The sequence below is a fragment of the Monashia sp. HAY1-2A genome (assembly GCF_056755315.1).
Map to the genome: position 1 here is coordinate 23,121 of NZ_JBNDHY010000004.1, position 26,991 is coordinate 50,111.

A 26,991-nucleotide genomic window follows, 5' to 3' on the forward strand; every position below is an offset into this window, starting at 1 on the left:
GTCAGGCCTCGAGGTCGGCGTCGGTGAGCGGCGCGCCGGCCGTGACGCCACGGACGAGGACGCGTCCACGCACGTCGACGGCCGGGCGGAGCCCGCCCTCGGGCCGGAGCAGCCGCAGGTCCGCGCCGGTCAGGGTGTGCCCGGCGGGCAGGTCGGACGCCACGTGCCACGACCGGCGCACGAGCGTCGCGTTCTCCTCCTCCGAGGGCTGGCGCACCTTGACGCCGTCCCCCAGGGCCCGGGCCAGCGCCTTGGTCTCGCGGACGTACTCGCTCAGGGCGTCGGGCTCGAGGCTCGCGAGGTGGTCGGGGCCCGGCAGCGAGCGGTCGGCGGTGAAGTGCTTCTCGAGCACCGGCGCGCCGAGCGCCACCGCGCCCAGGGCGGTGGTCAGGCCCGGCGTGTGGTCGGACCAGCCGACGGGCACCCCGTGCCGGGCCGCGAGCGCGGGGATGACCCGCAGGTTGCACTCGTCGACGGGCGCCGGGTAGGCCGACACGCAGTGGAACAGGACCAGGCCGGGGGCGTCGGCGCACGCCTCGACGGCCTCGGCCACCTCCGCCCCGGTGCCCATCCCCGTCGACACGAGGAGGGTCACGCCGAGTCGCGAGAGCTCGCGCAGGTACGGCAGGTTCGTCAGCTCGCCCGAGCTGACCTTGAGCGCGGTGAGCCCGAGGCCGACGAGCAGCTCGGCGCTGTCGAGGTCGAACGGGGTGGACAGGAACGTCGTGCCGGCCTCGCGCGCGTGGTCGCGCAGCTCGGCCCAGACGGACCCCGGCAGCGTCAGTGCCTCGAGGAGGCTGCGCTGGTCCGAGCTGCCGCCGCGGTCGCGCTGGTACGGCGTCGTGGCGGCGGCCGAGGAGACGAGCTTGTCCGGCGAGAAGGTCTGGAACTTCACGGCGTCCGCGCCGGCGGCCGCGGCGATGTCGACGAGCCGGTGGGCGAGGTCAGGGTCGCCGTTGTGGTTGACGCCCGCCTCGGCGATGACGTGGACCTTTCCCGGCGTCGGCACGGTCGTGCCGGCGAGGTCGACGGCGCGGACGCCCGGCGCACCTCCGGCCGGTGCGTGCGGGTCGAGCCGGTCGGTGGTCACGGGCGTTCTCCGGTCTGGCGGGGCTGGCGTGTCTGGGCGGTGCGGGGGTCCGGAAAGTCAGACGGGGTTCGGGAGGCCGCCACGCTTCCGGCGGCCCGACGGGCGGGGACGCCGACGACGGTGGAGCCGTCGGGCACGTCCTCGGTGACGACGGCGCCCGCCCCGACGGTGACGCCGGCCCCGACACGGACGCCCGGTAGGACGCGGGCCCCGCTGCCGACCAGCGAGCCGGCGCCCACCGATGCGGCACCGAGGAGCACGGCGCCGGGTGCGACGTGGACGCCGTCACCGACCGTGCAGTCGTGCTCGACCACGGCCGCGGTGTTGACGACGACCGCGGTACCGAGGGACGCCGCGGGCCCCACGTGGGCGTGCTCGAGCACGACGGTGCCCGCGCCGAGCCGGGCGTGCGGGGCGACCGTGGCGGTGGCGGCCACGACGGCCGGTGCCGCGAGGCCGCGCTCTGCGATCTGGCTCAGCAGCCGGGTGCGCGCGGGGTTGCTGCCGATCGCGACCGCGACGTCGAGGGCGTGCGCGGCCGCGCGGTCGAGCGCGTCGACGTCGGTCTCCAGCGCCTCCACGTGCCAGGCCCGCCCACCGGCGTCGCCCGCGACGGCGACCACCCGGTGGCCGGCGCGCTCGAGGACGTCGACGACCGAACGCGCGTGCCCGCCGGCGCCGAGGACGACCCAGCCCGCCACGTCAGGCCCCCTGCCGCACGTGGCCGAGCGAGGTCGCCGCCTCGGCGAGGGCACCGCCGACCTTGCGGATGTTCTCCGGCTCGAGGACGGCCGGCACGCGAGGGGGGTCGAGCACGAGGCCCTCCCACGAGTTGCGCACGTACGAGTGGACGAACCAGTCGTCGATGTCTCGCTGCTCGGCGCCCAGCGACTCCCATCCGCGGTCCTCGACGAACTGCGGCAGGTCGTCGGGACTGGCGAGGGTGGCGACGTTGCCGAGCGCGCTCCAGGGCATCCGTGCACCCGACACGACGGGCAGGCCGAGCAGCCCGGCCTCGAGACCGACGGTCCCCGTGGCCGTCGTCGTGAACACGGCGCGCTTCATGAGGTCGCGCGAGTCGGCGAACGGGTCGATGGTCGCGATGTTCGGGTGGATGTCGAACTGCGGCCAGTAGTCGGGGTCGCGTCGCCACATGAAGTGGGCGTGCTCCTTGACGGCGACGCCGATGTCGAGAGGTGCGAGGGCGTCGGCGAGGACTCGGGCCGTGTACGCCTGGTCACGCCACTCCTGGCCCATGACGTCGGCACTGGACTCGGGCTGCACCTGCAGGGGCAGGAAGACGAACCGCTCGGGCACCGGGTCCCACCGCCGGGACTGGTACTCGCGCAGGTTGAGCCGTGCCTTGACCGGGTTGAGCCACGGCAGCCGCGCGTAGTCGCTGGGCCGAGGAAGCTGGAGGTTCGCGCCGCGGTCGACCGCGAACTCGCGGACGCGGTCGGTGGCCAGACGCCAGATCTCGCCGCCGGTCTCGACCTTGAGGTTGCGGGCGTAGCCCATGGGACGGCCGTGCTCGGTCCTCCAGTCGGAGATGAACCGCTCGCCCGCCTCGACGGCGGAGGAATCCTCGACCTGCCTCTCCCACAAGGTGATTCCCTTGGGGGCGCCGATGAGGCCGAACCGGTCGGAGGGCAGGCGGATGCCGCGCGGCCACGTCGCGAGACCCCCGTGGTGGGTCACGAGCCCGGCCGTGAGCAGCTCGGAGGTGACGGTGAACTCGACGAGCGCGAGCATCGGCCCGCGGTCGGCGATGACGGCCTCGAGCTCCTCGGCGGCGAGGTTGAGGAAGTTCATCGCGGTGTCGACCCGGTTGCGACGCAGGGCCCGCTCGGACACGAGCAGGTCGAGCGGGTCCAGGCCCACGCCGGCGCAGGCGCGCTTCAGGGCGGCGTGCGGGGCCAGCCCGCTGACGACGTTCGCCCTGCGCGCCCGGGCGTAGGGCAGACGCACGACGGTGGCCCGGGGCGCGTGGCGGCGTACCCATGCCAGGTTGGCGTCGGTGCGCACGACGAGGACGAGGTCCTTGGTCTCGAAGCCGGCGTGGACGAGCGCCGGAACGAGGAGGTCGTCGTAGCCCAGTCCCATGTGGACGAGGGGTGTCACCACGAAAGCGTCTCTCCTCAAAGGTCGAGCGGAAGGTCGAGCGGAAGGTCGGGCGGAAGGTCGAGCGGGTGGGGCGTGGTAAGCGCCGCCCGGCGGGCGCCTCATCCTATCCGCGCAGGCTCCGGAGGACGCCCGGCGCGAGGGCGAGGGCGCCGCCGGCGACGGCGACCGCGAGGGCGGCGCGCACCCACGCGCCCGCACCGTCGCCCGGCAGCGCGGCCCCGACGAGCGCGAGCGCGAACGAGGCCAGCGCCACTGCGGGCAACCGACCGGGCCACCTCAGGGGCGAGTGCCGCACGGCGAACCACGTCGTCGCGCCCACGAGCGCGACGTACGCCAGCGCCTTCGCGATCGCGACGCCGACGAGGCCGAGGCCGGCCACCGCGGCCAGCAGCCACGCCGACACGACGAGGACGCCGAGCGCCGCCAGCGCCGCCCAGGCGAGCCGCCCCGTGCGCTCGGCGTCGAGCACGGCGAGCGAGGCACCCTGGTAGACCATGTACGCCACGGCCACCGTCGACACGACGCCGAGGGCCGCGACGATGCCGGCCCGGTCGAAAGTCTGGTCGGTCATGAGCGCCACGAGCCACGGACCGAGGAGCGCGACGCCGGCGGCCCCCGCACCGACGACGGTGGTCAGGGCCGTGCCGGTGCGGGCGGTCCAGGCCCAGCGGTCCTCGAGCGGGCGCGACAGGACGAGCGGGCCCCAGGCGTTGAAGAGCGCGACGGCGAGGACGAAGGGCATGTTCCCCAGCTGCAGGGCCACCTGGTACTCGCCGGCCGCGCCGGCGCCCACGAGCCAGCCGGTGAGCAGCACGTCGCCGGACAGCAGCCCGAGCATCGCGACGGCCTGCGGCAGCAGGGGCGCCGCGAGCCGGATGCCGGCCCGGACACGGGCCCGCTCGACCGTCGGCGGCAACGGACGTCCGACGACGAGGGCGAGGACGGCGGCGAGCACGACGACCGCCGCGTAGCCGACGAGGTAGCGACCCGCGGTCGGCTCGGCGCGAGCGGCGAGCACCCCGGCCGCCTGCGCCCCGACCGTCGCCACGACCGCCAGCGCGAGAAAACCCCACGGCCGCAAGCGAGCCCGCATGAGGGTCTGACCGGAGACCACCGTGGTCAGCCCCACGGACGCGACGACGAGCGGCAGCCACACGGTGAGGTCACCGTGGCCCACCGCCGACAGCACGAGGGCCACGACGAGGCCGACGACACCGAGCCCGAGCGCGAGCAGGACCATCGTCCCGGCCAGGGCGCGCGCCACCCTCGGCCCCTCGGCGCCGCGGTGGTGCTCGCGCAGGATGACCTGCGGGAGCCCCGCGGCCGCGATGGTGCCGACCATCTGCACGACGACCAGCCCCGTGGCCACCAGACCGAACTCGGTCCGGCCGAGGACCCGGGTCGCGAACGGCAGGACGAGCAGGACCCCCAGGCCCTGCAGGGCGGTGCCGACGAGGTAGATGACCGAGTGGGCGCCGAGCGAGACGCCCGTCGCACCCGTCGCAGCGGCTGCACCCGTGGCACCGACTGCGGCCGGGGCACCGGCTGCACCCGGCACGGACGCGGGCGCGGGCTCGGGCGGCTCGGTGTCGGTCGCCGGGGACTCGCGGTCGTCTGCCACGATGGGAAACCTACTAGGGCGAAGGAGGACCGGGTGAGCGCGACGTGAGCGCGGTCGTCGTCGTGCGAGGGGCCGGGTCGATCGGGCGCCGTCACGCCCGCGTCCTCGCGGGCATCGGGTGCACCGTCTCGCTGTGGCCGGTCCGGCCGCGCGGCAGCGCCACCGATCCCGACCTGCCCGGCGTCCGTCTCCTCGACGACGCGTCAGGCGCGGACGCGCTCGGCGGGGCGGACCTCGTCGTGGTGGCGACCGACACCGGGCGGCACGTCCCCGACACCGTGGCCGCCCTCGACGCCGGTGCGCGTCGCGTCCTCCTCGAGAAGCCCGTGGCCCCGACGCGGTCCGCCGCGGAGGCGCTCGCCGGGCATCCCCGCGCCGGTGACGTGTGGGTCGCCGCTCCCCTGCGCGCCCACGAGGCGTTCCGCCACGTCCTCGCCTCCACCGGCTCCGTCGTCGAGTGCACGCCCGGCGGGGTCGTGTCGGCGCACGCCTGGTCGCAGTCGTGGCTGCCCGACTGGCGTCCCGAGCGGGACCACCGGCAGTCCTACTCCGCCCGCGCCGGCGAGGGCGGCGTCCTGCGCGACCTCGTGCACGAGCTGGACTACCTCACCGTGCTCCTCGGTCCCCCGGTTCTGGTCGGCGCCCGGCTCGAGCACGACGGACCCCTCGACATCGAGGCCGAGCAGGCGGCGACGCTGCTGTGGTCGGCCGGGAGGGCGACCGTGACCTGCCGCCTCGACTACGTGACGCGCCCGGCGACCCGCGGCCTCGTGCTGCGGGGACCCGACGGGTGCCTGGAGTGGGACCTGCCCTCCGCGACGGTGCGTCACACCGCGGCCGACGGCTCGGTGACGCGCCGCACCTTCACGGCCGACCGGGACCGCGACGCGACGATGGCCACCCAGGCCCGCGCCGCCCTCGAGCTGGCCCCGGCCGCCGACGCGTCGACGCGTCACCGTGCGGGCGCGCCCGCCACCCTCGCGGAGGGGCTGGCCACGCTGGACCTCTGCGACCGAGCGAGGGAGCTCTCGTGACGACGACCCCGCCGACGACACCGCCGACGACACCACCCCCGACACCGCCGAGCGGGTCCCGCATCCTGGCGGTCATCCCGGCTCGCGGCGGCTCGAAGGGCCTGCCGGGCAAGAACATCCGGCCACTCGCCGGTCTTCCGCTCATCGCGCACTCGGTGCGCGCCGCCGCGGTCACGCCCGAGGTGACCCGGTGCGTCGTGACGACCGACTCGGAGCAGATCGCCGAGGTCGCGCGGGCTCACGGCGGCGAGGCTCCCTTCCTGCGCCCGGCACACCTCGCCGGCGACGACGCCCCCATGGCACCCGTCGTGCGGCACGCGCTCGAGTGGGTCGAGGCCGACGAGGGACGGCCCTACGACGCCGTCCTGCTGCTCGACCCGACGAGTCCGTGCCGCGTGCCCGCACAGCTCGCCGAGGCGACACGCCGCCTGGCCGCCGACCCCGGCCTCGACGGGGTGGTCAGCGTCTCCGAGCCGACGTTCAACCCGGTGTGGGTCGGCGTCCGCCCGGCCGACGCCACCCGACCCGACGGTCCCCTGACCCGGTTCCTCGACGCCGGGACCGGCATCACCCGCCGTCAGGACGCCGCCCGGTTCCTGCGGATCAACGGCAACTTCTACCTGTGGCGGGCCGCCTTTGTCCGCCGGCTCGAGGCGTCGTGGTTCGACGAGGGCACCCATGCCGGCCTCGAGATCCCCGAGGCGCAGGCGTTCTCGATCGACGACGAGTACGAGTTCCAGCTCATCGAGGCCCTCGTGGGCGCCGGCCTCGTCACCCTGCCGTGGCTCGACGCCACGGACGAGCCGAGCACGGAGGACGCCCGATGACGACCGACCGTCCGAGCGACGCCACGAGCAACCGCACGACCGGCCCCACCGACCTCACCGACCTGACCGGACGGACCGCCGTCGTCACCGGCGGAGCCGGCCCCCTCGGCCGGGTGCTGTCCGACGCCCTGGCGGCGGCCGGGGCTCGGGTCGTCGTCGTCGACCTCGACGCGTCGGCGTGCGCCGAGGCCGCCACGGCCCTGCCCGGCTCGGACCACGTCCCGCTCGGCGCGAACCTCCTCGACCCCGACGGGCTCTCGGACGTCGTCGCCGCCGTGACCGCACTCGGCGCCTGTGACGTGCTCGTCCACAACGCGGCCTTCACCGGCACCTCCGGCGTGCCGGGCTACGCCGTGCCGTTCGAGGAGCAGACCGACGAGGCGTTCACGATGGCCCTGGCCCTCAACCTCACGGCGCCGTTCTCGCTGACCCGCCGCCTCGCGCCCCTGCTGCGTGCGACCGGCCGCGGCAGCGTCGTCAACGTCTCGAGCATCTACGGGCTCGTCGGACCCAACATGGGGCTCTACGAGGGCACGCGCATGGGCAACCCAGCGGCCTACGCCGCCAGCAAGGGCGGCCTCGCGCAGCTGACCCGCTACCTGTCCACGGTGCTCGCACCGGAGGTGCGGGTCAACGCCTTCGCCCCGGGCGGCATCGCGCGCGGGCAGGACGACGCCTTCGTCGAGCGCTACGAACGGCTGACGCCGCTGGGGCGGATGGGCACCGAGGACGACTTCCGCGGCGTCGTCACGTGGCTCGCGTCGGACGCGTCGGCGTACGTCACCGGGCAGGTCGTCGCCGTGGACGGCGGCTGGACGGCCTGGTAGGCCGCGCAGCCCGCCGACACCTCAGCCCTTGAGCTCGGGGGCGACCTTCTCCTCGAACAGCTCGATGCCGGAGCGGTCGTAGGCGGCCTCGCCGAAGTAGGTGATCGCGTAGGTCATCCCCCGCGACTGCATGTCCTTGAGCACCTCGACGACCTGCTCCGGCGTGCCGACGGCCGGCTGCCGTCGCAGCGCCGCGACGTGCTCCTCGACCTTGGCGTCCGGCACGCCACCCTTGCGCAGCAGCTCGCCGTTGAACGCGAGGCGGTCCTCGACGTCGGCCTCGGTCTCGCCGATGACGACGTTGAAGTTGCCCGAACGCACGATGGAGTCGAAGTCGCGACCGAGGTCCTTGCAGTGGTCGGCGAGGATCGCGCTCTTGCGGTCGAAGGTCTCGGGGTCGTCGAAGAAGTTCGTGTAGTCGGCGTACTGCGCGGCGATCCTCAGGGTGACCTTCTCCCCGCCGCCGGCGATCCACATCGGGATGCCGTTGCGCTCGCTGCCCGGGTGGCTCGTGCCCTGCAGCGGCCGGGGCGCGCAGAGGGCGCCGTCCACCTGGTAGTACGTCCCGTCGAGCGTGGCCGACCCGGTGGTCCACATGTCTCGGAAGACCTGGACGCCCTCGCGAAGCGCACCGAGCCGGTCACCGGCCTTGGGGAACCCGTAGCCGTAGGCGCGCCACTCGTGCTCGTACCAGCCGCCGCCGATGCCCATCTCGGTCCGCCCGCCCGAGATGACGTCGACCGTCGCCGCGACCTTCGCCAGGTAGGCGGGGTTGCGGTAGGCCATGCACGTGCACATCTGGCCGAGCCGGACGCGGTCGGTCGCTGCCGCGAACGCCGCCATCAGCGTCCAGGCCTCGTGCGTCGCCTCGCCGGACGGCTGCGGCACGGTGTGGAAGTGGTCGTACACCCAGATCGACTCGAAGACGGCTCCGTCGTCGGCGTGCTTGGCGAGGTTGACCATCGCCTCCCACTGCTGGGCCGGCTCGATGCCGACCAGATCCATGCGCCAACCCTGGGGGACGAACATTCCGAATCGCATCCGCCCATCCAACCACGACGGACCGCCCGGGGACCGGCGGTCCTCCGGCGCCTGCTGCGTGTGAGGATGGGGCGCATGGCCCCGCACCGCAACGATCCCGACGTCATCCGCGACCTGCTGGTCACGCCGGCGACCTGGGCCGTCGTGGGGCTCGGCGACAACCCGGACCGCACCGCCCACCGCGTCTCGCTGTGGCTCCAGCGCGAGCTCGGCATGCACCTCGTCCCGGTCCACCCGTCTGCGGCCACGGTGCACGGCGCCACCGGCTACGCCGCGCTCGCCGACGTCCCCGACGGCACCGTCGTCCGGGTCGTCGACTTCTTCGTCAACAGCGACCACGTCGGCGCGCTCGTCGACGAGGCGGTCGCCCAGCGGGAGCGACTCGGCATCGAGGCGCTGTGGCTGCAGCTCGGTGTCGTCGACGAGGACGCCGCGGCCCGGGCGGAGGCGGCCGGCCTGGCCGTCGTCATGGACACCTGCCCGAAGATCGAGTACCCGCGCATCCAGCCCGGTGACGGTGCCGACGCCGTCACCGGCTGACGACGCGCGACACCCGTCCCGTCGGCCCGGCCGAGCCGGTCGGCTCGCTCGGCTCAGTCGAGGCCGCGTGCGACCTCGTCGCGCAGCTTCGCGCCCTTGGCGTGGGCCTGGTCCCGCAGGTCCTCCTGGAAGGCGAGCATCCGCTCGCGGACGTCGACAGCCAGCTCGTCCGAGCCGGACGCGACGATCCGCGCCGCGAGGAGGCCGGCGTTGCGCGCGCCACCGACCGACACGGTGGCGACGGGCACACCGGCGGGCATCTGCACGATCGACAGCAGCGAGTCCATGCCGTCGAGGTACTTCAGGGGCACCGGGACGCCGACGACCGGCAGCGGGGTCACCGACGCGAGCATCCCGGGCAGGTGAGCCGCACCGCCGGCACCGGCGATGACGACGCGCAGGCCGCGGCCGGCGGCGTCGTGCCCGTACGCGATCATCTCGTCGGGCATCCGGTGCGCGGACACGACATCGGCCTCGAAGGGGATGTCGAACTCCTGCAGGGCCCGCGCGGCCTCGCGCATCACGGGCCAGTCGCTGTCGCTGCCCATGACGATGCCGACGACGGGCCGCTGTGGCTCAGGGGTCTGGTCGCTCACGTGGTCCTCATTCCGTGACGGTGCCGCGCAGGTAGTCCGCGGCGTGGCCGGCCCGCCCGCGGGCCTCGGCGAGGTCGGTCGAGCTGACGTTGACGTGGCCGATCTTGCGGCCCGGGCGCACGCCCTTGCCGTAGAGGTGGACCTTGACCCCCGGGTCGCGGGCCATGACGTGCCGGTAGGCGGGGTAGAGCTGCTCGTAGTCGCCGCCGAGGACGTTGGCCATGACGGTCCACGGTGCGCGTGGGCGCGGGTCGCCGAGGGGCAGGTCGAGCACCGCGCGCAGGTGCTGCTCGAACTGCCCGGTGACGGCGCCGTCCATCGACCAGTGGCCGCTGTTGTGGGGGCGCATCGCCAGCTCGTTGACGACGTACGTCGGCCGGCCGTCGCGCTCGACCTCGAACATCTCGACGGCGAGCACGCCCGTCACGCCGAGCTCCCCGGCGATGCGCAGGGCTGCCTCGGTGGCGGTCGAGGCGAGGTCGGCGTCGAGGTGCGGAGCGGGTGCGAGGACCTCGGTGCAGATGCCGTCGGTCTGGACGGTCTCGACGACGGGCCACGCCGCCGCCTGGCCGGAGGGGCTGCGTGCCACGAGGACGGCGATCTCGCGGGTGAAGTCGACCTTCTCCTCGAGGAGCAGCCCGTCCGCGAGGGCGCCGGGCTCACCGACGCGGGTGAGCCAGTCGGCGAGGTCGGCGACGGACCGCGCCACGACGACCCCCTTGCCGTCGTAGCCGCCGCGCGGCGTCTTGGCGACGACCGGCCACCCGACCTCGCCCGCGAAGGCCTCGACGTCCGCCGCGGTCCGGGCCGCACGCCAGCGCGGACAGGCGACGCCGAGGGCCTCGAGCCGTTCGCGCATCGCCAGCTTGTCCTGGGCGAACCGCAGCGCCGAGGGCGTGGGGTGGAGCACGACGCCCTCGGCCTCGAGCTCGGCGAGGACCTCCTGGGGCACGTGCTCGTGGTCGAAGGTGACGACGTCGCACGCGGCCGCGAAGGCGCGGATCGCCTCGACGTCGGTGTGCGCCCCGACGGGGGCGCTCGGCACGACGAGGGCCGCGGCCGCGGTGTCGCTCTCGGCGAGGACGGACAGCTGGATGCCGAGCTCGACGGCCGGTCCCTGCATCATCCGGGCCAGCTGGCCGCCGCCGACGACGCCGACGACGGGGAATCCTCCGGGGGCGCGCTTGGGCTGGCTCACGGCGCCCAAGCGTAGCCGCGCGGCCTCAGGCCCGGACGTCCGGTCCACCCGACGCCGCCGGTGCCACCCCCGCCGGGTGTGCGGGCAGGCCGTCCGGCTCGGCGAGCACCGCCTCCGCGTGGCGCGGGTCGGCGAGGTCGGGGTGGTGCGTCCGCACCGCGGCGAAGGTCCACAGCTTGTTGAGCACGAAGGACACCGGCGTCGTCACCGCGATGACGATGAGCTGGGCCCAGTAGAGGCGGGTGCGGAAGCCCGTCGAGTTGTCGAAGACCGACTGCGGCAGGTGCAACGCCGAGCTCGGGTGCATGAGCAGGGTCAGCAGGACGAGGCCCACCACCTGGGCGAGCAGACCGACGGCGAGGAACGGCAGGTACTCCCGCAGCCACCGGGCGTGCCGGCTCGTCCGGAACGTCCACGAGCGGTTGAGCTGGAAGTTCCAGAGGTTGGCGACGAGGAACGCGACGGTCGAGTACACGTGGTACCAGCGCACGTGGTACTCGGTGCCGGCGAGGGCGAGCAGGGCCAGGTGCTCGCCGGGGCCGAGCTTCTTGACGAGGATGAGGGTGACCATGTTGACGAGCACGCCGGAGGCACCCACGGCCCCGAACCGGAAGAGCAGCACCCAGTTGTGGCGGTGGCGCACGAACAGGTAGTGGTGCACGCGCCTCACGGGCGCACCCTACCCCCGCCCCCGGGGAGCCCCCGGCGGTTCAGTCGGTCTCGGCCTCGGACAGGAACAGGGCGAACCGGGCCGGCTGGGCCTGGACGAGGTCGAGGCGGCCGCCGTTGGACTCGGCGAGGTCACGTGCCAGGGCGAGGCCCAGGCCGGTGCTGCCCCCCGCCCCGCTGCTGACCGAGCGCTCGAAGATGTGCGGCGCCATCGCCGCGGGCACGCCGTCGCCCTGGTCGCTGACCTCGACGATGACCGACGGGCCGGACCGGCGCGCGTGGATGTCCACCGTGCCACGGCCGTGCACGAGGGAGTTCTCGAGCAGCGTCGAGAGGATCTGGGACAGCGCCACCGGCGTCGACCGGACGAAGAGGCCGCGCTCGCCACGGACGCGCACGGACCGTCGCGCCTGCTCGAAGGCCGGCTGCCACTCGCGCTGGAGCGCGGCGATGACCGAGTCGAGGGAGACCGCCGGCGAGGGGCCACCGGACCCGCGGGCCCGCCCCAGCAGGTCGTCGACGACGCGCGTCAGCCGCTCGACCTGGGCGATCGCGATGTTCGCCTCCTCCTTGACCACCTCGGCGTCGTCGGTCTCGGAGATCTCCTCGAGGCGCATGAGCAGGGCGGTCAACGGCGTGCGCAGCTGGTGCGAGGCGTCGGCTGCGAAGTCACGCTCGGCCGCCAGCGTCTTGGTCATGTCGTGGGCCCGGCGCGTCATGACGCCGGACACCTCGTCGATCTCGGCGATGCCGGAGTGGACCGGCGTCAGCCGGGCCTCGCCGTTGGCGAAGCGTGCCGCGAGGTGGAGCAGCTCCTGTGACGCCCCCTCGACGCGCTGGCGCCAGGCCCGGGTCGCGAGGAACCCCACGCCGGCGGCGACGGCCGCAACCCCGGCCATCGCGGCGGCGAACCAGCCCAGGCCCACGAGCGGGTCGGGGTCGAGCCACGCGCCCACCTCGTCGCGTTGCTGGGTCAGGACCCACCAGAGGACGCCGGTGGCCAGGACGAGGCACAGCCCGGCCGTGACCCCCACGACCACGAACGTCATCCGGTCGAGCAGCCGCCTCATCTCACTCCGCCTGGGGACGCTCGAAGCGGAAGCCCACGCCACGGACCGTCGCGATGTACTGCGGCGACGTGGCGTCGTCACCGAGCTTGCGGCGCAGGACCGAGATGTGCATGTCGAGGGTCTTGGTGGACCCGAACCACGCGGTGTCCCAGATCTCGCGCATCAGCTGCTCGCGGGAGACGACCTTGCCCTGCTCACGCACGAGCACCCGAAGCAGGTCGAACTCCTTGGCGGTCAGCTGCAGCTCCTGGCCCTTGAACCAGGCGCGGCGGCCGTCGGAGTCGATGCGGACCAGCTCCCCCGAGGCGACGACCTCCGTCGGGGTGCGCCGCAGCAGGGCCCGGACGCGGGCGAGCAGCTCGGCGAGCCGGAAGGGCTTGGTGACGTAGTCGTCGGCCCCGGCGTCGAGGCCCACGACGGTGTCGACCTCGTCGGCGCGGGCAGTGAGGATGAGGACGGGGATCGTGCGGCCCTCGGCGCGGATGCGACGGCACACCTCGAGGCCGTCGATCTTCGGCAGGCCGAGGTCGAGCAGGACGAGGTCGGGGTTCTCCTTGGCGCCGTCGAGGGCGGCCGAGCCGTCCTCGCGCACGTCGACGTCGTACCCCTCGCGCCGCAGCGCCCGCGCCAGCGGTTCCGAGATGGCCGGGTCGTCCTCCGCCAGGAGCACTCTCGTCATGTCACCGTCCCTCACATCGCTCGGGGCCGCCGCTCGTGTCGTCCGCGCCGGCCGTGGGCAGCCTATCGACAATGGGACGATTCGCACTCGCACGCACCGTCGGCACGCACCCGCGTCGTCGACGCGGCGGCGACCACCACGACGTGCGCTCGCCCTCGGCGCGCGGTGAGGGCCCGGCCGCCCCGGGAGCGCTCAGCGTCCCGGCCACTGCGGGCGCCGCTTCTCGGCGAACGCCGCCACGCCCTCGCGCCGGTCACCGGAGAAGGCCGTGGCGCGCCAGCACGCGTCCTCGATCTCGAGACCGGCCGCGAGGTCGACGTCGGCACCCAGACGCATGGCCTTCTTGGCGTTGCGCAGGCCCACCGGCGAGTTGGCGGCCACGAGGGCCGCCAGCTCGAGGGCCCGCTCCCGTGCCGTCCCCGCGGCCACAACCTCGTCGACGGCACCGAGCGCGAGGGCCTCGTCCGCCTCGAGCCGGGCGGCGGTGAAGATCGCCCGCGCGGCGCGCGACCAGCCGACCCGGCGCACGAGCAGCTGCGTGCCGCCCCCTCCCGGGATGACGCCGACACCGACCTCCGGCAGGCCCACGGTGGCTCCCGCGCCGGCGACGATGACGTCGCACGAGAGCGCGAGCTCGAAGCCGCCCCCGAGCGCGAACCCGTCGACGGCCGCGACGGCCGGCACCGGCAGCCCGAGGACGCCGCCGTACGCCGCCCGGGCCACCGGCCGCTGCTCCATGAGGTCGGCGTCGGTGAAGGCGTTGCGCTCCTTGAGGTCGGCCCCGACGCAGAACGCCGTGGGGTGGCTCGAGGTGAGGACGACGCAGCGGACCGACGCGTCCGCGGCCACCTCGGCGGTGGCCGCGCTGATCGCGCGGGCCATGTGGGTGGAGACGGCGTTCATCGCCGCGGGGCGGTCGAGGACGATCTCGGCGACGTGGGCCAGGCGCGGCTCGTCGAACCGCTCGACGCGCACGAGCGGGGGCGGCGGGGTGGGCTGGTCGGTCACGGCGGCTCTCCTGGCGACGGGCGGGCGGTGCTGGACGGTGCGGATGGTCGGTGTGGACGGTCGGTGGTCGGGTGGGGGTCGTCGGTGAGGTGGGACGGCCGGGCGGTCAGGACGTCCGGCGTCCGGCGGCGGACGCGCGGCGCAGGAGCGACGGCGTCACCGGACCGACGCCGCGCAGGATGCGTCGACGCTGCCCGGTCAGCTCGAAGCCGGACATCGCCGCGAGCTCGCGCGCCAGCGTCGCGTCGACGAGGACGGTGCCGGCCTGTGCGACGGCCGTCAGCCGGGAGGCCCGGTTGACCGTCGTGCCGAAGACGTCGCCGAGCCGCGAGATGATCGGTCCGCGGGCCATGCCGCAGCGGACGTCGGGCAGGACGTCGTCCTCGGTCATCGTCTCGACGAGGTCGAGCGCGATGGCGGCCGCGGGCGCCACGCCGACCGTCGTGAAGAGCACCTCGTCGCCGACCGTCTTGATGAGTCGGCCGCCGTGGGCCGTGATGACGTCGGCCGACAGCGCCTCGAACCGGGACACCAGCCGGGCGAGGTCGCGCTCGGACATCCGCCGCACGAGGGCCGTGAAGTTGACGAGGTCGGCGAACCCGACCGAGCGCATCTTCGTCAGGCCGTAGGACTCGGGGTCGGCGTCGGCGAGCATGCGCGACACGGTGGCCGACAGGTGCCGGCGCCACGCGTAGACGAGGAGGGGCTCGAGGCGGTCGGTCAGCGCGGCGAGCCGCCGGGCCGTCTCCTCCGCCGTCTGGATGCCGGGCACCGCGCGGGACTCCCCGGCGTCGTGCTCGTCCTGCGCCTGGGCCGCCGACCACTCGGCCTCGACCGCCTCGGCGATGAGCTGCGACTGCCAGCCGGCGAGGCGGTCGGTCGAGCGCGCGAAGGCCCGGGTCATGGCCAGGGCGGTCGTCTCGTCGAGCAGTCCCTCGCGCACGATGCCCGCCACGGCCGCCAGGGCCCGCTGGTCGGCCTCGGTGAACAGCTCGTCGTCGGTGTCGACGACGGGGAACCCGAGCGCGTGCCAGAACCTGCGGGCCGAGAGCAACGACACCTCGGCGGCACGGCTGACGTCGCGCCGACGCAGCTCGAGCGGTCGGCCGAGCAGCTGTTCGGTGTAGTCACGGGTCGCCCGCTCCTCGCCGTCCGGCCGGCCCTCGGCACGAACGACGCGTGCGGCCTCGGCGACGTCGGCGGCCGAGGCGGCGTCGGCGGCCGAGGCGGCGTCGGCGGCCGAGGCGGCGTCGGCGGCCGGGGCGGGCTCCGCCGGGTCGGAGGGCGTGCCGATGCCGCCCGCGAGGTCCGCGACGTCCGCGACGTCCGGGGCGTCCGGGGCGGCAGCGTCGTCGGCGCCCGCGACGTCCGCGGCGTCGGCGCCCGGCTCGGTCATGCGCCGATCATGCCAGCAGGCCCTCCAATCACCGCCGCCGCACGTGGACGACGTCGCCGGCCGCGAAGGCCCGCCGTCCGGACGCCGTGTCGACGACGAGGGCACCGGTGTCGTCGACGGCGACGGCGGTGCCCTCGACAGGGTCACCGACCGGCAGGTGCACCCGGATCACCTGCCCCAGCGTCGAGCAGGCCTCGCGGTAGGCCTCCCGGGCGGCCCCGGCGCCGAGCCCGGCGTCGACCCCGGGACCGACCAGGGCGGCCAGCTCGCGCAGGTAGGCCACGACGAGGTCCTCGCGGCGCACGCGTGCTCCGGCCAGGGCCAGGGAGGTGGCGGTGTCGACGGGCAGCTCCTCGCGGTCCTGGTCGACGTTGACCCCGGCGCCCACGACGACCGCTCGGGACGGCACCTGTCCCGCCGACGCCGCGTCGCCTGCAGGGTCGCTCGCCCGGTCGGCCGGCACGTCGACCAGCTCGCAGAGGATGCCACTCACCTTGCGGTCGTCGTCCTCGGCAAGCAGCACGTCGTTGGGCCACTTGAGGCGCGGTGTGAGCGCGTGGCCCGCCCGTTCCGTCGTCGCCCGCACCGCACGGGCGAGGGCGAGACCGGCGAGCAGCGGCAGCCAGCCCAGGCCCGCGGGATCCCGGACCGGCACGGCGGCGGACACCGCGACCGACGCACGGTCCGGCACCTGCCACACGCGTCCGAGCCGGCCGCGTCCTCCCGTCTGGTGGTCGGTGAGCACGACCCACCACAGCGCGCCCTCGCTCGAGGCGAGGCGCGACGCGTCCGGGCCGAGGCCTTCGGCCGTCCCTGTGAGGAGGTCGCGCAGGCGGCTGTTCGTCGACCCGATGGCCGGGTGGAACTCGACGCCGCGCCACGGCTGCCCGGACGTGACCAAGGCCGCATCGACGATCTCCGGCTCCAGCGAGTTGCGCACGTCTCCAAGGCTAGAGTGCCGCCATGGCAACGGATCACGCCCTGGCAGAGCCGTCCACGCCGACCCCCAGCCCGTCGTCCGACGGCGCCGCGGAGGCCGCGTCCGGGCCGGACCTGTCGACGACGGCGGGCAAGCTGGCCGACCTGAAGCGTCGCGTGGCCGAGGTCGCGCACGCCGGGTCCGAGCGGGCCGTCGAGAAGCAGCACGCGCGGGGCAAGAAGACGGCGCGGGAGCGGATCGCGATGCTGCTGGACGAGGGCAGCTTCATCGAGATGGACAAGTACGCCCGGCACCGCAGCAACAACTTCGGCCAGGAGAAGAACCGTCCCTACGGCGACGGCGTCGTCACCGGGTACGGCACCATCGACGGGCGCCAGGTCGCCGTCTTCGCCCAGGACTTCACCGTCTTCGGCGGCTCCCTCGGCGAGGTCTTCGGCGAGAAGATCGTCAAGGTCATGGACTTCGCCATGAAGATCGGCTGCCCGGTCATCGGCCTCAACGACTCCGGCGGCGCCCGGATCCAGGAGGGCGTCGTGTCCCTGGGCCTGTACGGGGAGATCTTCTTCCGCAACGTGCGCGCCTCCGGGGTCATCCCGCAGATCTCCCTGGTCATGGGCCCGTGCGCCGGCGGCGCGGTCTACTCCCCGGCGATCACCGACTTCACCGTCATGGTCGACCAGACCTCGCACATGTTCATCACCGGCCCCGACGTCATCAAGACCGTCACCGGCGAGGACGTCGGCTTCGAGGACCTCGGCGGCGCCAGGACCCACAACACGAAGTCCGGCGTCGCCCACCACATGGGCACCGACGAGCAGGAGGCCATCGACTACGTCAAGGCGCTGCTGTCCTACCTGCCCAGCAACAACCTGGAGACCCCGCCGACCTACGGCGAGGGCGAGGCCGACCTGACCGTCACCGACACCGACCGGTGGCTCGACACGTGCATCCCCGACTCCCCCAACGTGCCCTACGACATGAAGCAGGTCATCGAGCACGTCGTCGACGCCGGCGAGGACGGGCCGGACTTCCTGGAGGTGCAGCCGCTGTTCGCGCCGAACATCATCACCGGCTTCGCCCGGATCGACGGCATGCCGGTCGGCATCGTGGCCAACCAGCCGCTGCAGCTGGCCGGCTGCCTGGACATCGACGCCTCGGAGAAGGCCGCCCGGTTCGTGCGCACCTGCGACTGCTTCAACGTGCCGGTGCTCACGTTCGTCGACGTGCCCGGGTTCCTGCCCGGCACCGGCCAGGAGTGGGACGGCATCATCCGCCGCGGCGCCAAGCTCATCTACGCCTACGCCGAGGCCACCGTCCCGAAGATCACCGTCATCACCCGCAAGGCCTACGGCGGCGCCTACGACGTCATGGGCTCCAAGCACCTCGGTGCCGACATCAACCTCGCCTGGCCCACCGGCCAGATCGCCGTCATGGGCGCCCAGGGCGCCGTCAACATCCTCTACCGCAAGGAGCTGGCCGCGACCGCCGCCGCCGGCGGCGACGTCGAGGCCCGCCGCGCCGAGCTCGTCGCGCACTACGAGCAGACCCTGGCCAACCCCTACATCGCCGCCGAACGCGGCTACATCGACACCGTCATCAGCCCGTCCAACACCCGGATGAACGTCACCCGCGCGCTGCGCGCCCTGCGCACCAAGCGCGAGACGCTGCCGCCGAAGAAGCACGGGAACATCCCGCTGTGACCACCCGCACCAGCCCCACCACGCCCGACGCCGGCGGCCACCCGACCGGCGAGGAGACGCCGCAACCGCCGCAACCGCCGCTGCTGCGGATCCTGTCCGGCGACCCGACCCCCGAGGAGCTCGCCGCCCTCGTCGCCGTCCTCTCCGCGCTCGGGGACGCCCGCGACCCCGAACCGGCACGCGGCCGCTCACCGTGGAGCGACCCGGGCTGGCACCTCGTCGGCGCCTCCGCGCGTCGCGACGGGTGGCGCGCCAGCGCCCTCCCGCGCTGACCCCGACACGCCCCGCGAAGCCCGGCGAGCCGAGTGGGCGTGTCGCCGAGTCCGTTGTGCCAGCGCGACGTTCGCGTCACGGCGGCGTCCTGCACTCGGTTGGCCCCGCGGGGGACCCTCGCCTAGGCTGTCCCCTCGTGTCCGTCGACCCCACCGCCGCCACCCGCCTCGCAGGCCGTTACCTGCTGCGTGAGCTCATCGCGGTCGGGGGGATGGGTGAGGTGCACCTGGCCGTCGACGAGCGCCTCGGCCGACGCGTCGCGGTCAAGGTCATGTCCCGCGCGGTCTCCGAGTACTCGGACTCGGTCGAGCGGTTCCGTCGCGAGGCCGTCGTCGTGGCGCGGCTCAACCACCCGAACATCGCGCAGGTCTACGACTACGGCATCGAGGACGGCGCGCACTTCATCGTCATGGAGTACGCCGAGGGCTCCGACCTCGCCCACCTGCTGCGTGACCGCGGCCCGCTCGCGGCCGACGCAGCCCTGGCGGTGACGGCACAGGTGTGCGCGGCGCTCGCCGCGGCGCACCGGGCGGGTGTCGTGCACCGCGACGTCAAGCCGGGCAACGTCATCGTCGGCCCCGACGGCGCGGTCAAGGTCACCGACTTCGGCATCGCCCGGGCGCTCGGCCAGACCGCCCTGACCGACGTCGGCACCGTGCTCGGCACGGCCCAGTACCTGCCGCCCGAGCAGGCTCGCGGCGAGGCGGCGACGCCGGCATCCGACATCTACTCGCTCGGCATCCTGCTCTACCAGATGGTCACGGGCAGGCCGCCCTTCACCGGTGACTCCCCCGTCGCCATCGCCATGCGCCACCTCGAGGAGTCGGTGCCGGCGCCGAGCGACACCGTGCCCGGTCTGCCTGCGGTCGTCGACCGCGTCGTCGCCCGGGCCACGGCCAAGTCCCCGGCCGACCGGTACGCCGACGCCGACGCGATGGCCCGCGCCGTGCGCGCCGCCGACCCCACCGACGCCCTCCAGCCGGCCGACGCCTCGGAGGCCCTCGCGGCGACGCGCGCCCTGCCGACCACCGACGGGGCGAGTACGGCGCGGGTCGTGCGATCCGACCCGCCTCGACGGCGTCGGGCTCTGCTCCTCTGGGGCGCGGTCGCGGCCGTGCTCGCCACGGTCTTCGTCGGGGCCGTCGTCTCCGCGCTCACCTCCGGCTCCCAGGGCCCGGCCTCGGCCTCGTCGACGAAACGGCCCGCACCCGCCGTCGTGACGACGAGCGCGCCGGACCCGAGCACCGCCCCGCCGACCCAGACCGCCGCACCGGTCACCACCGAGCCGGCTCCCGCGGACACCACCGGCCGGGGTGACGGGCAGGAGGGCGACGAGGTGCGGGTGCCGGCCGACCTCGTCGGGGGCGACCCCGGCTTCGCCCGGGCGGCCCTCGAGCAGCTCGGCCTGACCGTGAAGGGCGTCGAGGTCCGTTCGCGGGCGCCCGAGGGCGAGGTCCTCGCGACGTTCCCGCGTGCCGGCCGGACGGTGCAGCAGGGCTCCACCGTGGCGGTCGTCGTCAGCAAGGGCGGCGTCCGGGGCAAGGACGCGCAGCCGTGGACGGTCCCCAACGGCTTCGTCGGGGCCCCCGCCGACGACGTCGAGTCATGGGTCGACCAGCAGGGCGTCAAGGTCCTGCGCGTCGAGCTCGCCGCCGATGCCGACCGAGGCCTCGTCGTCGGCACCTACCCCGGGTCCGGGGCGACGACACGCAGCGGCGAGCTCGTCCTCTTCGTCTCCGACGGGCACGGCTCCGACTGAGGCGTGGGCCCGCCGAAAACGGGTGGGCCCACCGCCACCGGCGTGGGATACGTTCGGCGGGTGACTGACACCGCACCCACACCGGCAACCGCCGCGGCGCCCACGACGCGCCCGCAGACCGACGTCGACCGCATCGCCGAGACCTACTTCGACGCCATGGTCGAGCTGAGCCCGATCAGCGCCACGAGCCTCGGCGTCCCGGGGCGCGAGGACGAGCTCGACGACCTGTCCCCGGCCGGCAACGCCGCCCTGTCGGCCCTGCGCCGCCGCACCCTCGAGGCCCTCGCGTCGGCGACGCCGGCCGACGACGTCGACCGCGTCACGGTCGCCGCGATGCGGGAGCGCCTCGGCCTGGCCGAGGAGCGCCACGCGGCCGGCCTGGACGAGATGTCGCTCAACGTCCTCGCCTCGCCGCTGCAGGCGGTCCGCGACGTCTTCGACCTCATGCCCACCGACACGCAGGAGCAGTGGCGCACCCTGGCCGTCCGCATGGGGCGCATCCCGACGGCGCTCGAGCAGTACAAGGAGTCCCTGCTCGTGGCCCGCGACCGGGGACAGGTGTCGCCGCGTCGCCAGGTCGTCGCGTGCGCCGAGCAGTCGCGCGACCTCGTGGGCGACGACGGGTACTTCGCGACCTTCGTGGCCGGCGCCTCCGTGGGTGGGCGTCCCCTCGCGGGCGAGGAGCGGGAGCTGCTCGAGGCCAACGCCCGGGCGGCGGCCGACGCGTACGCGGGGATCGCCGACTGGCTCGAGGCCGAGCTGCTCCCCCACGCCCCCGAGGCCGACGCGTGCGGGCGCGACCGGTACCAGCTGGAGTCGCGCTACTTCCTCGGCGCCACCGTCGACCTCGAGGAGACCTACCGCTGGGGCCAGCAGGAGGTCGCACACCTGCACGCCCAGATGACGCAGATCGCCGAGGGTCTCGAGCCGGGCGCGTCCGTGCGGCGCGGGGTCGAGATCCTCGACGCCGACGACCGCTACGCCCTGCACGGCACCGACGCCCTCAAGGCCTGGATGCAGGAGCGCGCCGACGAGGTCATCGCGAACCTCAAGGACGTCCACTTCGACATCCCGGGCCCGGTGCAGCGCATCGAGTGCATGATCGCCCCGACGCAGACCGGCGGCATCTACTACACCGGCCCGTCCGACGACTTCAGCCGACCGGGCCGGATGTGGTGGTCGGTGCCCAAGGGCAACACCGAGTTCCGCACCTGGAACGAGCTGACGACCGTCTACCACGAGGGCGTCCCGGGCCACCACCTGCAGGTCGCGCAGACGGTCTACCGCTCCGAGCTGCTGAACCGGTGGCGTCGGCTCGAGTCGTGGGTCTCCGGCCACGGCGAGGGCTGGGCCCTCTACGCCGAGCGCCTCATGGCCGAGCTGGGCTACATGGACGACCCGGGCAACCGGATGGGTTGGCTGGCCGGGCAGTCGCTGCGGGCCGCCCGGGTCGTCATCGACATCGGCGTGCACTGTGGCTTCGACGCGCCCGACGAGGTCGGCGGTGGCGCCTGGGACTACGACAAGGCGTGGGCCTACCTGACCCGCTACGGGTTCATGGACGAGAAGATCCTGCGCTTCGAGCTCAACCGCTACCTCGGCTGGCCCGGCCAGGCGCCCAGCTACAAGATCGGCGAGCGCCTCTGGCTGCAGCTGCGCGACCAGGTCAAGGAGCGCGAGGGTGACTCGTTCGACCTCAAGGCCTTCCACCGCCGCGCGCTCGACCTCGGCGGGGTCGGTCTCGACACGCTCCGCGAGGCCGTGCTGGACGGGGCCTGAGCGGCCGAGCTGGCACCGGGCCGCTCCCTCGTCACGGAGGGAGCGGCCGGCCCTGGCCGTATGCTGCCCGCATGGCGACCGACCCCCTCTCCGCGCCCGCCCGTGTCAGCGTCGTCCTCGCCTCGGCGTCCCCTGCTCGTCTCGAGACGCTGCGCCGGGCCGGCATCGACCCGATCGTCATGGTCAGCGGCGTCGACGAGGACCTCGCCCTCGCCGAGGCGACCGAGCGCTACGGGCCCCTCGAACCGGCCGACATCGCGCTGCTGCTGGCCCGGGCGAAGGCCGAGGAGGTCGCCGCCCGCTCGGACCGGGCGGCCCTCGTGCTGGGCTGCGACTCGGTGCTGGAGCTCGACGGAGAGATGCACGGCAAGCCGGCGGACGGGGCCGAGGCGGTCTCCCGCTGGCGCCGGATGCGGGGACGGTCCGGCGTCCTGCACACGGGTCACTGGCTCGTCGACGACCGCGACGACTCCGGGGCGACGCTCGGGGCGACCGCCTCGACGACCGTCCACTTCGCGCGCCTGTCCGACGACGAGATCGAGGCCTACGTCGCAACCGGCGAGCCGCTGAGCGTCGCGGGCGCGTTCACCGTCGACGGGCTCGGCGGCGCGTTCGTCACGGCCGTCGAGGGCGACCACCACAACGTCGTCGGCCTGTCGCTGCCCCTGCTGCGCGAGCTGCTCGCCGACGCCGGCATCGAGTGGTTCGACGTCGTAGGGCGCTCGGCGGAGTGAGGCGACCGCCGAGCCGGCAGTCCGTCTGCCCGGTCAGGGGTAGAGGTCGTCGGTGAGGTTCTCGATGACGAGGTAGTTCTCGGTCCACCACCACATCTGCGCCGCTCCGGCGACGACGATGAGCCCGAGGACCCACCAGCGGTAGCGCTCGACCCGGGGCAGCCTGAGGAACCAGGCGATGACGAGCGTCATCGGGAACGCGAGCATCGCGTACCGGATCCGGCTCGGCGTCGTGCTCGTGACGAGGAGCAGGTACGCCGGGTACGCACCGGCCCAGCCCCAGATCTCCGGGCCCCACCGCCACGAGTGCCGCGACAGCATGAACCAGGCGAAGGCGGCCACCCCGGCGATGCCGAGAACCTGGCCGATGACACCCCAGTAGTCGTAGAGCAGGTTCCACCACAGGTAGAGCTTGACCTTGGTCTGGATGTTCCAGGCCAGCATCGTCTGGTTGTAGGCGTCGGGGGTCTCGGTGGCGATCGACACGATCGTCGGCCACAGCCAGGTCAGGGCACCGGCGTAGGCCGCGAGCCCCGCCATGAGCCAGCGGAACCGCACCGGGTTGGTGCCCTCGTCCTTCTTCCACCAGCGGACCGCGGCGTGGGCGAGGATGACCGGGACCATGGCGATGACGACGTTGCGGCTCAGCGACAGCACGAGCAGGGCGAGCACGACCCAGCCGTACCGGCGGCGGCGCAGCAGCCACAGCGTCGTCGTGACGCCGAGCAGTGCCGTCGACTCGGTGTACGAGGCGGAGAACGCCGGCGAGGCGATGTAGAAGCACGTCGCGACGACGGCGACGACGGCCTCCCAGCGGCCGACGACCTCGTCGACGAGCTTGAAGAGCATGTGCATCGCGGCGAACCCGATGAGGGTCGACAGCAGCGGCGCGACGAGGACGAACGGCAGGCCCGTCAGCTTCATGATGAGCCCGACGGTCATCGGGAACACCGGGAAGAAGGCCCACGGGTTCATGTCGATGCCGCCCCAGCCCGCCCGTGGGAGGACGGCGGGGTACCCGTGCTCGGCGATGACGCGGTACCACTGGCCGTCCCAGTTCGTCATCGCGACGAGGTAGCCGGGGTCGGCGGGCGACGGGTAGAAGATGCGGATGTTCTGCGTGCCGATGGGCAGCGGGATCTGGTACCGGGCCAGGTAGCTGCCGGCGACGAGAACGAAGACCCGGGACACCGCGTAGACGGCGAAGGGGAACCAGACGGGGAACCGGCGCCAGAAGGGCTGGTGCGCCTCGACGGCCCGGTCCGGGTGCTCGAGGCGGTGACCGAGGCGCGACTCAGACCGGCGGGACGGAGCGTCGGCGGTCGCTGAAGTGACGGTCACGCCGGGAAGCATAGGCCAGACGCCGGGCCAGCTCCGAGCGCAGTTCGGAGGCCTCGATGACCGCGTCGACGACGAGGTCCGCGGCCAGCCGTTCGATGTCGACGTCCTCCTCGTACTCGCGGCGACGCTCGGCGACGAAGGCGTCGCGGGCCGCCTCGCCCTGCTGCTGCTCGATCTCGGCGATCTTGTTGGCGTAGACGGCGTTGACGGCGGCCTCGGGGCCCATGACGGCGATCCGCGCGGTCGGCAGCGCGATGGTCGCGTCCGGCCCGAAGCCCGGCCCGCCCATGGCGTAGAGCCCGGCCCCGTAGGCCTTGCGGACGACGACGCAGAACTGGGGCACGGTGGCCGACGAGACGGCGCTGACCATCTTGGCGCCGTGCCGGATGATGCCGCCGCGCTCGACCTCGGAGCCGATCATGAACCCCGGCACGTCGGCGAGGTAGACGAGCGGGATGGAGAAGGCGTCGCAGAGCCAGATGAAGCGCGCGGCCTTGTCGGCGCTGTCGGTGAACAGGACCCCGCCCTTGACGAGCGAGTTGTTGGCGACGATGCCGACGGTCTCGCCGGCGATCCGACCGAACCCGATGACCAGCTCGCCGGCCCAGAGCGGTTTCAGCTCGAAGAACGAGTCGTCGTCGACGAGCCCGTCGATGACCTCGTGGATGTCGAAGGGGACCGACTCGCGCTCCGGCACCGTGTGCTCGGTCAGCGGCTCGGCGGGGTCCTCCGGGTGGTAGGTCGGCGGGCTGTCTCGCCACGAGCCGGGCACGTAGGAGAAGTAGAGCTTGGCCAGCTCGATCGCCTCGACGTCGTCGTGCGCCAGCAGGTCGCCGACGCCGGAGACGCTGCAGTGCATGCGCGCACCGCCCATCTCCTCGAGGGTGACCTTCTCTCCGACGACCATCTCGGCCATGCGCGGGCTGCCGAGGTACATCGACGCGTTGCCCTCGACCATGATGATGAGGTCGCAGAAGCTCGGGATGTACGCACCGCCGGCCGCGCTCGGGCCGAACAGGCAGCAGATCTGCGGCACCTTGCCCGAGAGCGCCACCTGGTTGTGGAAGATCCGACCCGCGCCGCGGCGGCCCGGGAACATCTCGACCTGGTCGGTGATGCGGGCGCCGGCGGAGTCGACGAACCAGAAGACGGGCAGCTCCTCGCGCAGCGCCATCTCGGTCGCCCGGACGATCTTCTCGACGGTGCGCGACCCCCAGGACCCGGCCTTCACGGTCGGGTCGTTGGCGATGACGACGGCGGGGCGTCCGTCCACGGTGCCGCGACCGGTGACGACGCCGTCGGCCGGCAGGCCGGGCGCGAGCGCGTTGGCGTAGCGGCCGTCCTCGACGAAGCTGCCCTCGTCGAAGAGCAGGGCGATGCGGTCGCGGACGTAGATCTTGCCCTGGCTGTCGAGCTTGGCCTTCGCCTTCTCCGGGGGCAGCTCGGACGCGGCGTGCGCGGCCGCGAGGCGGCGTCGGACGTCACCGACGCGGGGGTCCGGCGCGTGGTGGCCGGTGCTCATGCCGGCAGCCCCAGGCCACGGGCGATGAGCATCCGCTGGACCTCGGAGGTGCCTTCGCCGATCTCGAGGATCTTGGCGTCCCGGTAGAACCGCGCCACCGGGAACTCCTCCATGAAGCCGTTGCCGCCGAAGACCTGGGTCGCGATGCGGGTGGCGGTCACGGCTGCCTCGGTGGCGTACAGCTTGGCGATGGCCGCGGCGTGCTTGACCTCCTTGACCGACCGGCGGCCCTCGTGCAGCTCGTCCTTGAGCCAGGCGGCCTTGTAGGTCAGGGTCCGGGCGGCCTCGACGCTGACCGCGAGGTCGGCGATCTGGAACGAGACGCCCTGGTTGACGCCGATCGGCTTGCCGAACGCGGTACGGGTCCTGGCGTAGTCGGTGGCCAGCTCGAGGCACGCCTGCGCGCAGCCGACGGCGAGGGAGGCGATGGCGATGCGGCCGTCGTCGAGGGTCTTGAGGAACTGCTTGAAACCCTCCCCCTCGGCGCCGAGCAGGTTGGCCACCGGCACCCGGCAGTCCTCGAAGGTGAGGCCATGGGTGTCGGAGACGTGCCAGCCGAGCTTGTGGTAGGCGGGCTCGACGACGAAGCCCGGCGTGCCGGCGGGCACCATGATCGCGGAGATCCGGGCCGAGCCGTCCTCGTCCGTGCCGGTGCGGGCGGTGACGGTGACGACCGAGGTGATGTCGGTGCCGGAGTTGGTGATGAAGGCCTTCGCGCCGTTGAGCACCCACTCCTCGCCGTCGCGCACGGCCTTCGTCCGCGTGGCGCCCGCGTCGGAGCCGGCCTCGGGCTCGGTGAGGCCGAAGCCGGCGAGCGCCCGCCCGGCGACGAGGTCGGGCAGGAAGCGCTGCTTCTGCTCCTCGTCGCCGTACGTGAGGATCGGGTTGATGCCGAGGCCGACGCCGGCCGACAGGGTGATGCCGATCGACTGGTCGACGCGGCCGAGCTCCTCGATGGCGACACAGAGGCTCGTGAAGTCGCCCTGCCCCGGCGCCGCGCTGCCGCCGTACTCCTCGGGCACGACGAGTCCGAACAGGCCGAGGTCGCCCATCTTCGGCACGAGGTCGGTCGGGAAGTGGGAGGCGGCGTCCCACTTGGCGATGTTCGGCGCGACCTCCTTCTCGGCGAAGTCGCGGACGACCTGTCGGAAGTCCTCGTGCTCCGGGCTCAGCTCGAACATCAGTGTTCTCCTTGTGGGATGCGCTTGACGCTTACGTAAACG

25 protein-coding genes are annotated in these 26,991 nt (G+C 73.7%); 9 read left to right on the forward strand and 16 right to left on the reverse strand.

Going from position 1 to position 26,991, the window contains the following annotated elements:
- Position 1: 1 nt before the first annotated feature.
- The 4 genes from ACPYOM_RS01135 to ACPYOM_RS01150 all read right to left on the reverse strand — a co-directional run bounded on the left by ACPYOM_RS01135 (position 2) and on the right by ACPYOM_RS01150 (position 4,835).
- Positions 2–1,090 carry an N-acetylneuraminate synthase family protein gene (locus tag ACPYOM_RS01135; RefSeq protein WP_481340762.1) on the reverse strand — a complete coding sequence of 363 codons (1,089 nt, stop codon included), beginning with the start codon at positions 1,088–1,090 and terminating at the stop codon, positions 2–4.
- Positions 1,087–1,791, reverse strand: a complete 705-nt coding sequence (locus ACPYOM_RS01140; RefSeq protein WP_481340763.1) for a NeuD/PglB/VioB family sugar acetyltransferase — start codon at positions 1,789–1,791, stop codon at positions 1,087–1,089. The genes ACPYOM_RS01135 and ACPYOM_RS01140 overlap by 4 nt, the downstream gene beginning before the upstream one ends.
- A 1-nt stretch (position 1,792) precedes the next feature.
- Positions 1,793–3,211: a hypothetical protein gene (locus ACPYOM_RS01145; protein WP_481344557.1), complete on the reverse strand. Its 1,419-nt coding sequence runs from the start codon at positions 3,209–3,211 to the stop codon at positions 1,793–1,795.
- Positions 3,212–3,317: 106 nt separating this feature from the next.
- The gene (locus ACPYOM_RS01150) at positions 3,318–4,835 is read right to left on the reverse strand and encodes a lipopolysaccharide biosynthesis protein (RefSeq protein ID WP_481340765.1); all 1,518 of its coding nucleotides are present in this window, start codon (positions 4,833–4,835) and stop codon (positions 3,318–3,320) included.
- Positions 4,836–4,879: 44 nt separating this feature from the next.
- Between ACPYOM_RS01150 and ACPYOM_RS01155 the strand changes: the two genes are divergently transcribed.
- From ACPYOM_RS01155 to ACPYOM_RS01165, 3 genes are read left to right on the forward strand one after another with little or no spacing between them, the layout of a single operon-like run.
- Complete coding sequence (locus ACPYOM_RS01155; protein ID WP_481340766.1) at positions 4,880–5,869, forward strand: Gfo/Idh/MocA family protein; 990 nt, start codon at positions 4,880–4,882, stop codon at positions 5,867–5,869.
- Positions 5,866–6,696, forward strand: a complete 831-nt coding sequence (locus ACPYOM_RS01160; RefSeq protein WP_481344558.1) for an acylneuraminate cytidylyltransferase family protein — start codon at positions 5,866–5,868, stop codon at positions 6,694–6,696. The genes ACPYOM_RS01155 and ACPYOM_RS01160 overlap by 4 nt, the downstream gene beginning before the upstream one ends.
- Complete coding sequence (locus ACPYOM_RS01165; protein ID WP_481340768.1) at positions 6,693–7,523, forward strand: SDR family oxidoreductase; 831 nt, start codon at positions 6,693–6,695, stop codon at positions 7,521–7,523. The genes ACPYOM_RS01160 and ACPYOM_RS01165 overlap by 4 nt, the downstream gene beginning before the upstream one ends.
- Before the next feature lie 21 nt (positions 7,524–7,544).
- Here the strand turns inward: ACPYOM_RS01165 and ACPYOM_RS01170 are convergent, their stop codons facing one another.
- Complete coding sequence (locus tag ACPYOM_RS01170) at positions 7,545–8,564, reverse strand: LLM class F420-dependent oxidoreductase (protein WP_481344559.1); 1,020 nt, start codon at positions 8,562–8,564, stop codon at positions 7,545–7,547.
- Between the two features lie 75 nt (positions 8,565–8,639).
- Between ACPYOM_RS01170 and ACPYOM_RS01175 the strand changes: the two genes are divergently transcribed.
- On the forward strand, positions 8,640–9,104 hold the full coding sequence (locus ACPYOM_RS01175; RefSeq protein ID WP_481344560.1) for a CoA-binding protein: 465 nt from the start codon (positions 8,640–8,642) through the stop codon (positions 9,102–9,104).
- Positions 9,105–9,157: 53 nt separating this feature from the next.
- Here ACPYOM_RS01175 and purE read toward each other — a convergent pair whose 3' ends face one another.
- From purE to ACPYOM_RS01215, 8 genes are all read right to left on the reverse strand, one after another.
- Positions 9,158–9,652: a 5-(carboxyamino)imidazole ribonucleotide mutase gene (purE, locus tag ACPYOM_RS01180; protein ID WP_481340782.1), complete on the reverse strand. Its 495-nt coding sequence runs from the start codon at positions 9,650–9,652 to the stop codon at positions 9,158–9,160.
- Positions 9,653–9,707: 55 nt separating this feature from the next.
- The gene (locus ACPYOM_RS01185; RefSeq protein WP_481344561.1) at positions 9,708–10,898 is read right to left on the reverse strand and encodes a 5-(carboxyamino)imidazole ribonucleotide synthase; all 1,191 of its coding nucleotides are present in this window, start codon (positions 10,896–10,898) and stop codon (positions 9,708–9,710) included.
- Positions 10,899–10,923: 25 nt separating this feature from the next.
- A complete protein-coding gene (locus ACPYOM_RS01190; RefSeq protein ID WP_481344562.1) occupies positions 10,924–11,568 on the reverse strand; it encodes a GtrA family protein in 645 nt (214 codons plus the stop codon).
- A 40-nt stretch (positions 11,569–11,608) separates the two neighbouring features.
- A complete protein-coding gene (locus ACPYOM_RS01195) occupies positions 11,609–12,637 on the reverse strand; it encodes a sensor histidine kinase (RefSeq protein ID WP_481340773.1) in 1,029 nt (342 codons plus the stop codon).
- Position 12,638: 1 nt separating this feature from the next.
- Complete coding sequence (locus ACPYOM_RS01200) at positions 12,639–13,316, reverse strand: response regulator transcription factor (RefSeq protein WP_076259350.1); 678 nt, start codon at positions 13,314–13,316, stop codon at positions 12,639–12,641.
- 192 nt (positions 13,317–13,508) lie between these two features.
- The gene (locus ACPYOM_RS01205; RefSeq protein WP_481344563.1) at positions 13,509–14,324 is read right to left on the reverse strand and encodes an enoyl-CoA hydratase-related protein; all 816 of its coding nucleotides are present in this window, start codon (positions 14,322–14,324) and stop codon (positions 13,509–13,511) included.
- Positions 14,325–14,430: 106 nt separating this feature from the next.
- Positions 14,431–15,720 carry an adenylate/guanylate cyclase domain-containing protein gene (locus tag ACPYOM_RS01210; protein WP_481344564.1) on the reverse strand — a complete coding sequence of 430 codons (1,290 nt, stop codon included), beginning with the start codon at positions 15,718–15,720 and terminating at the stop codon, positions 14,431–14,433.
- 28 nt (positions 15,721–15,748) lie between these two features.
- The gene (locus tag ACPYOM_RS01215; RefSeq protein ID WP_481344565.1) at positions 15,749–16,660 is read right to left on the reverse strand and encodes a biotin--[acetyl-CoA-carboxylase] ligase; all 912 of its coding nucleotides are present in this window, start codon (positions 16,658–16,660) and stop codon (positions 15,749–15,751) included.
- A gap of 23 nt (positions 16,661–16,683) precedes the next feature.
- Here ACPYOM_RS01215 and ACPYOM_RS01220 point away from each other — a divergent pair, with 23 nt between their 5' ends.
- The 5 genes from ACPYOM_RS01220 (at position 16,684) to ACPYOM_RS01240 (ending at position 22,905) form a co-directional block, all read left to right on the forward strand.
- A complete protein-coding gene (locus ACPYOM_RS01220) occupies positions 16,684–18,360 on the forward strand; it encodes an acyl-CoA carboxylase subunit beta (RefSeq protein ID WP_481344566.1) in 1,677 nt (558 codons plus the stop codon).
- A complete protein-coding gene (locus ACPYOM_RS01225; RefSeq protein WP_481344567.1) occupies positions 18,357–18,632 on the forward strand; it encodes an acyl-CoA carboxylase subunit epsilon in 276 nt (91 codons plus the stop codon). The genes ACPYOM_RS01220 and ACPYOM_RS01225 overlap by 4 nt, the downstream gene beginning before the upstream one ends.
- A gap of 137 nt (positions 18,633–18,769) precedes the next feature.
- Positions 18,770–20,392 carry a protein kinase domain-containing protein gene (locus ACPYOM_RS01230; RefSeq protein ID WP_481344568.1) on the forward strand — a complete coding sequence of 541 codons (1,623 nt, stop codon included), beginning with the start codon at positions 18,770–18,772 and terminating at the stop codon, positions 20,390–20,392.
- A 60-nt stretch (positions 20,393–20,452) separates the two neighbouring features.
- Positions 20,453–22,171: a DUF885 domain-containing protein gene (locus ACPYOM_RS01235; RefSeq protein WP_481344569.1), complete on the forward strand. Its 1,719-nt coding sequence runs from the start codon at positions 20,453–20,455 to the stop codon at positions 22,169–22,171.
- A gap of 71 nt (positions 22,172–22,242) precedes the next feature.
- Positions 22,243–22,905 (forward strand): Maf family protein, encoded by a 663-nt coding sequence (locus ACPYOM_RS01240; protein WP_481343132.1) that lies wholly within the window; start codon positions 22,243–22,245, stop codon positions 22,903–22,905.
- A 33-nt stretch (positions 22,906–22,938) separates the two neighbouring features.
- Here the strand turns inward: ACPYOM_RS01240 and ACPYOM_RS01245 are convergent, their stop codons facing one another.
- The 3 genes from ACPYOM_RS01245 to ACPYOM_RS01255 are packed head-to-tail and all read right to left on the reverse strand — an operon-like array spanning position 22,939 to position 26,949.
- A complete protein-coding gene (locus tag ACPYOM_RS01245) occupies positions 22,939–24,246 on the reverse strand; it encodes a hypothetical protein (protein WP_481344570.1) in 1,308 nt (435 codons plus the stop codon).
- Entirely contained in the window at positions 24,200–25,768 is a 1,569-nt protein-coding gene (locus tag ACPYOM_RS01250) for an acyl-CoA carboxylase subunit beta (RefSeq protein WP_481344571.1), read from the reverse strand. Before ACPYOM_RS01250 ends, ACPYOM_RS01245 begins: the two co-directional genes overlap by 47 nt.
- On the reverse strand, positions 25,765–26,949 hold the full coding sequence (locus tag ACPYOM_RS01255) for an acyl-CoA dehydrogenase family protein (protein ID WP_481344572.1): 1,185 nt from the start codon (positions 26,947–26,949) through the stop codon (positions 25,765–25,767). Before ACPYOM_RS01255 ends, ACPYOM_RS01250 begins: the two co-directional genes overlap by 4 nt.
- Positions 26,950–26,991: the final 42 nt, after the last annotated feature.

What these genes read in the sequence shown, in the direction of transcription:
- ACPYOM_RS01165 (WP_481340768.1), top strand. Translation starts at nt 6,693, where the DNA reads ATGACGACCGACCGTCCGAGCGACGCCACGAGCAACCGCACGACCGGC.
- ACPYOM_RS01170 (WP_481344559.1), bottom strand. Translation starts at nt 8,564, where the DNA reads ATGCGATTCGGAATGTTCGTCCCCCAGGGTTGGCGCATGGATCTGGTC.
- ACPYOM_RS01175 (WP_481344560.1), top strand. Translation starts at nt 8,640, where the DNA reads ATGGCCCCGCACCGCAACGATCCCGACGTCATCCGCGACCTGCTGGTC.
- purE (WP_481340782.1), bottom strand. Translation starts at nt 9,652, where the DNA reads ATGGGCAGCGACAGCGACTGGCCCGTGATGCGCGAGGCCGCGCGGGCC.
- ACPYOM_RS01195 (WP_481340773.1), bottom strand. Translation starts at nt 12,637, where the DNA reads ATGAGGCGGCTGCTCGACCGGATGACGTTCGTGGTCGTGGGGGTCACG.
- ACPYOM_RS01200 (WP_076259350.1), bottom strand. Translation starts at nt 13,316, where the DNA reads ATGACGAGAGTGCTCCTGGCGGAGGACGACCCGGCCATCTCGGAACCG.
- ACPYOM_RS01210 (WP_481344564.1), bottom strand. Translation starts at nt 15,720, where the DNA reads ATGACCGAGCCGGGCGCCGACGCCGCGGACGTCGCGGGCGCCGACGAC.
- ACPYOM_RS01220 (WP_481344566.1), top strand. Translation starts at nt 16,684, where the DNA reads ATGGCAACGGATCACGCCCTGGCAGAGCCGTCCACGCCGACCCCCAGC.
- ACPYOM_RS01240 (WP_481343132.1), top strand. Translation starts at nt 22,243, where the DNA reads ATGGCGACCGACCCCCTCTCCGCGCCCGCCCGTGTCAGCGTCGTCCTC.
- ACPYOM_RS01250 (WP_481344571.1), bottom strand. Translation starts at nt 25,768, where the DNA reads ATGAGCACCGGCCACCACGCGCCGGACCCCCGCGTCGGTGACGTCCGA.
- ACPYOM_RS01255 (WP_481344572.1), bottom strand. Translation starts at nt 26,949, where the DNA reads ATGTTCGAGCTGAGCCCGGAGCACGAGGACTTCCGACAGGTCGTCCGC.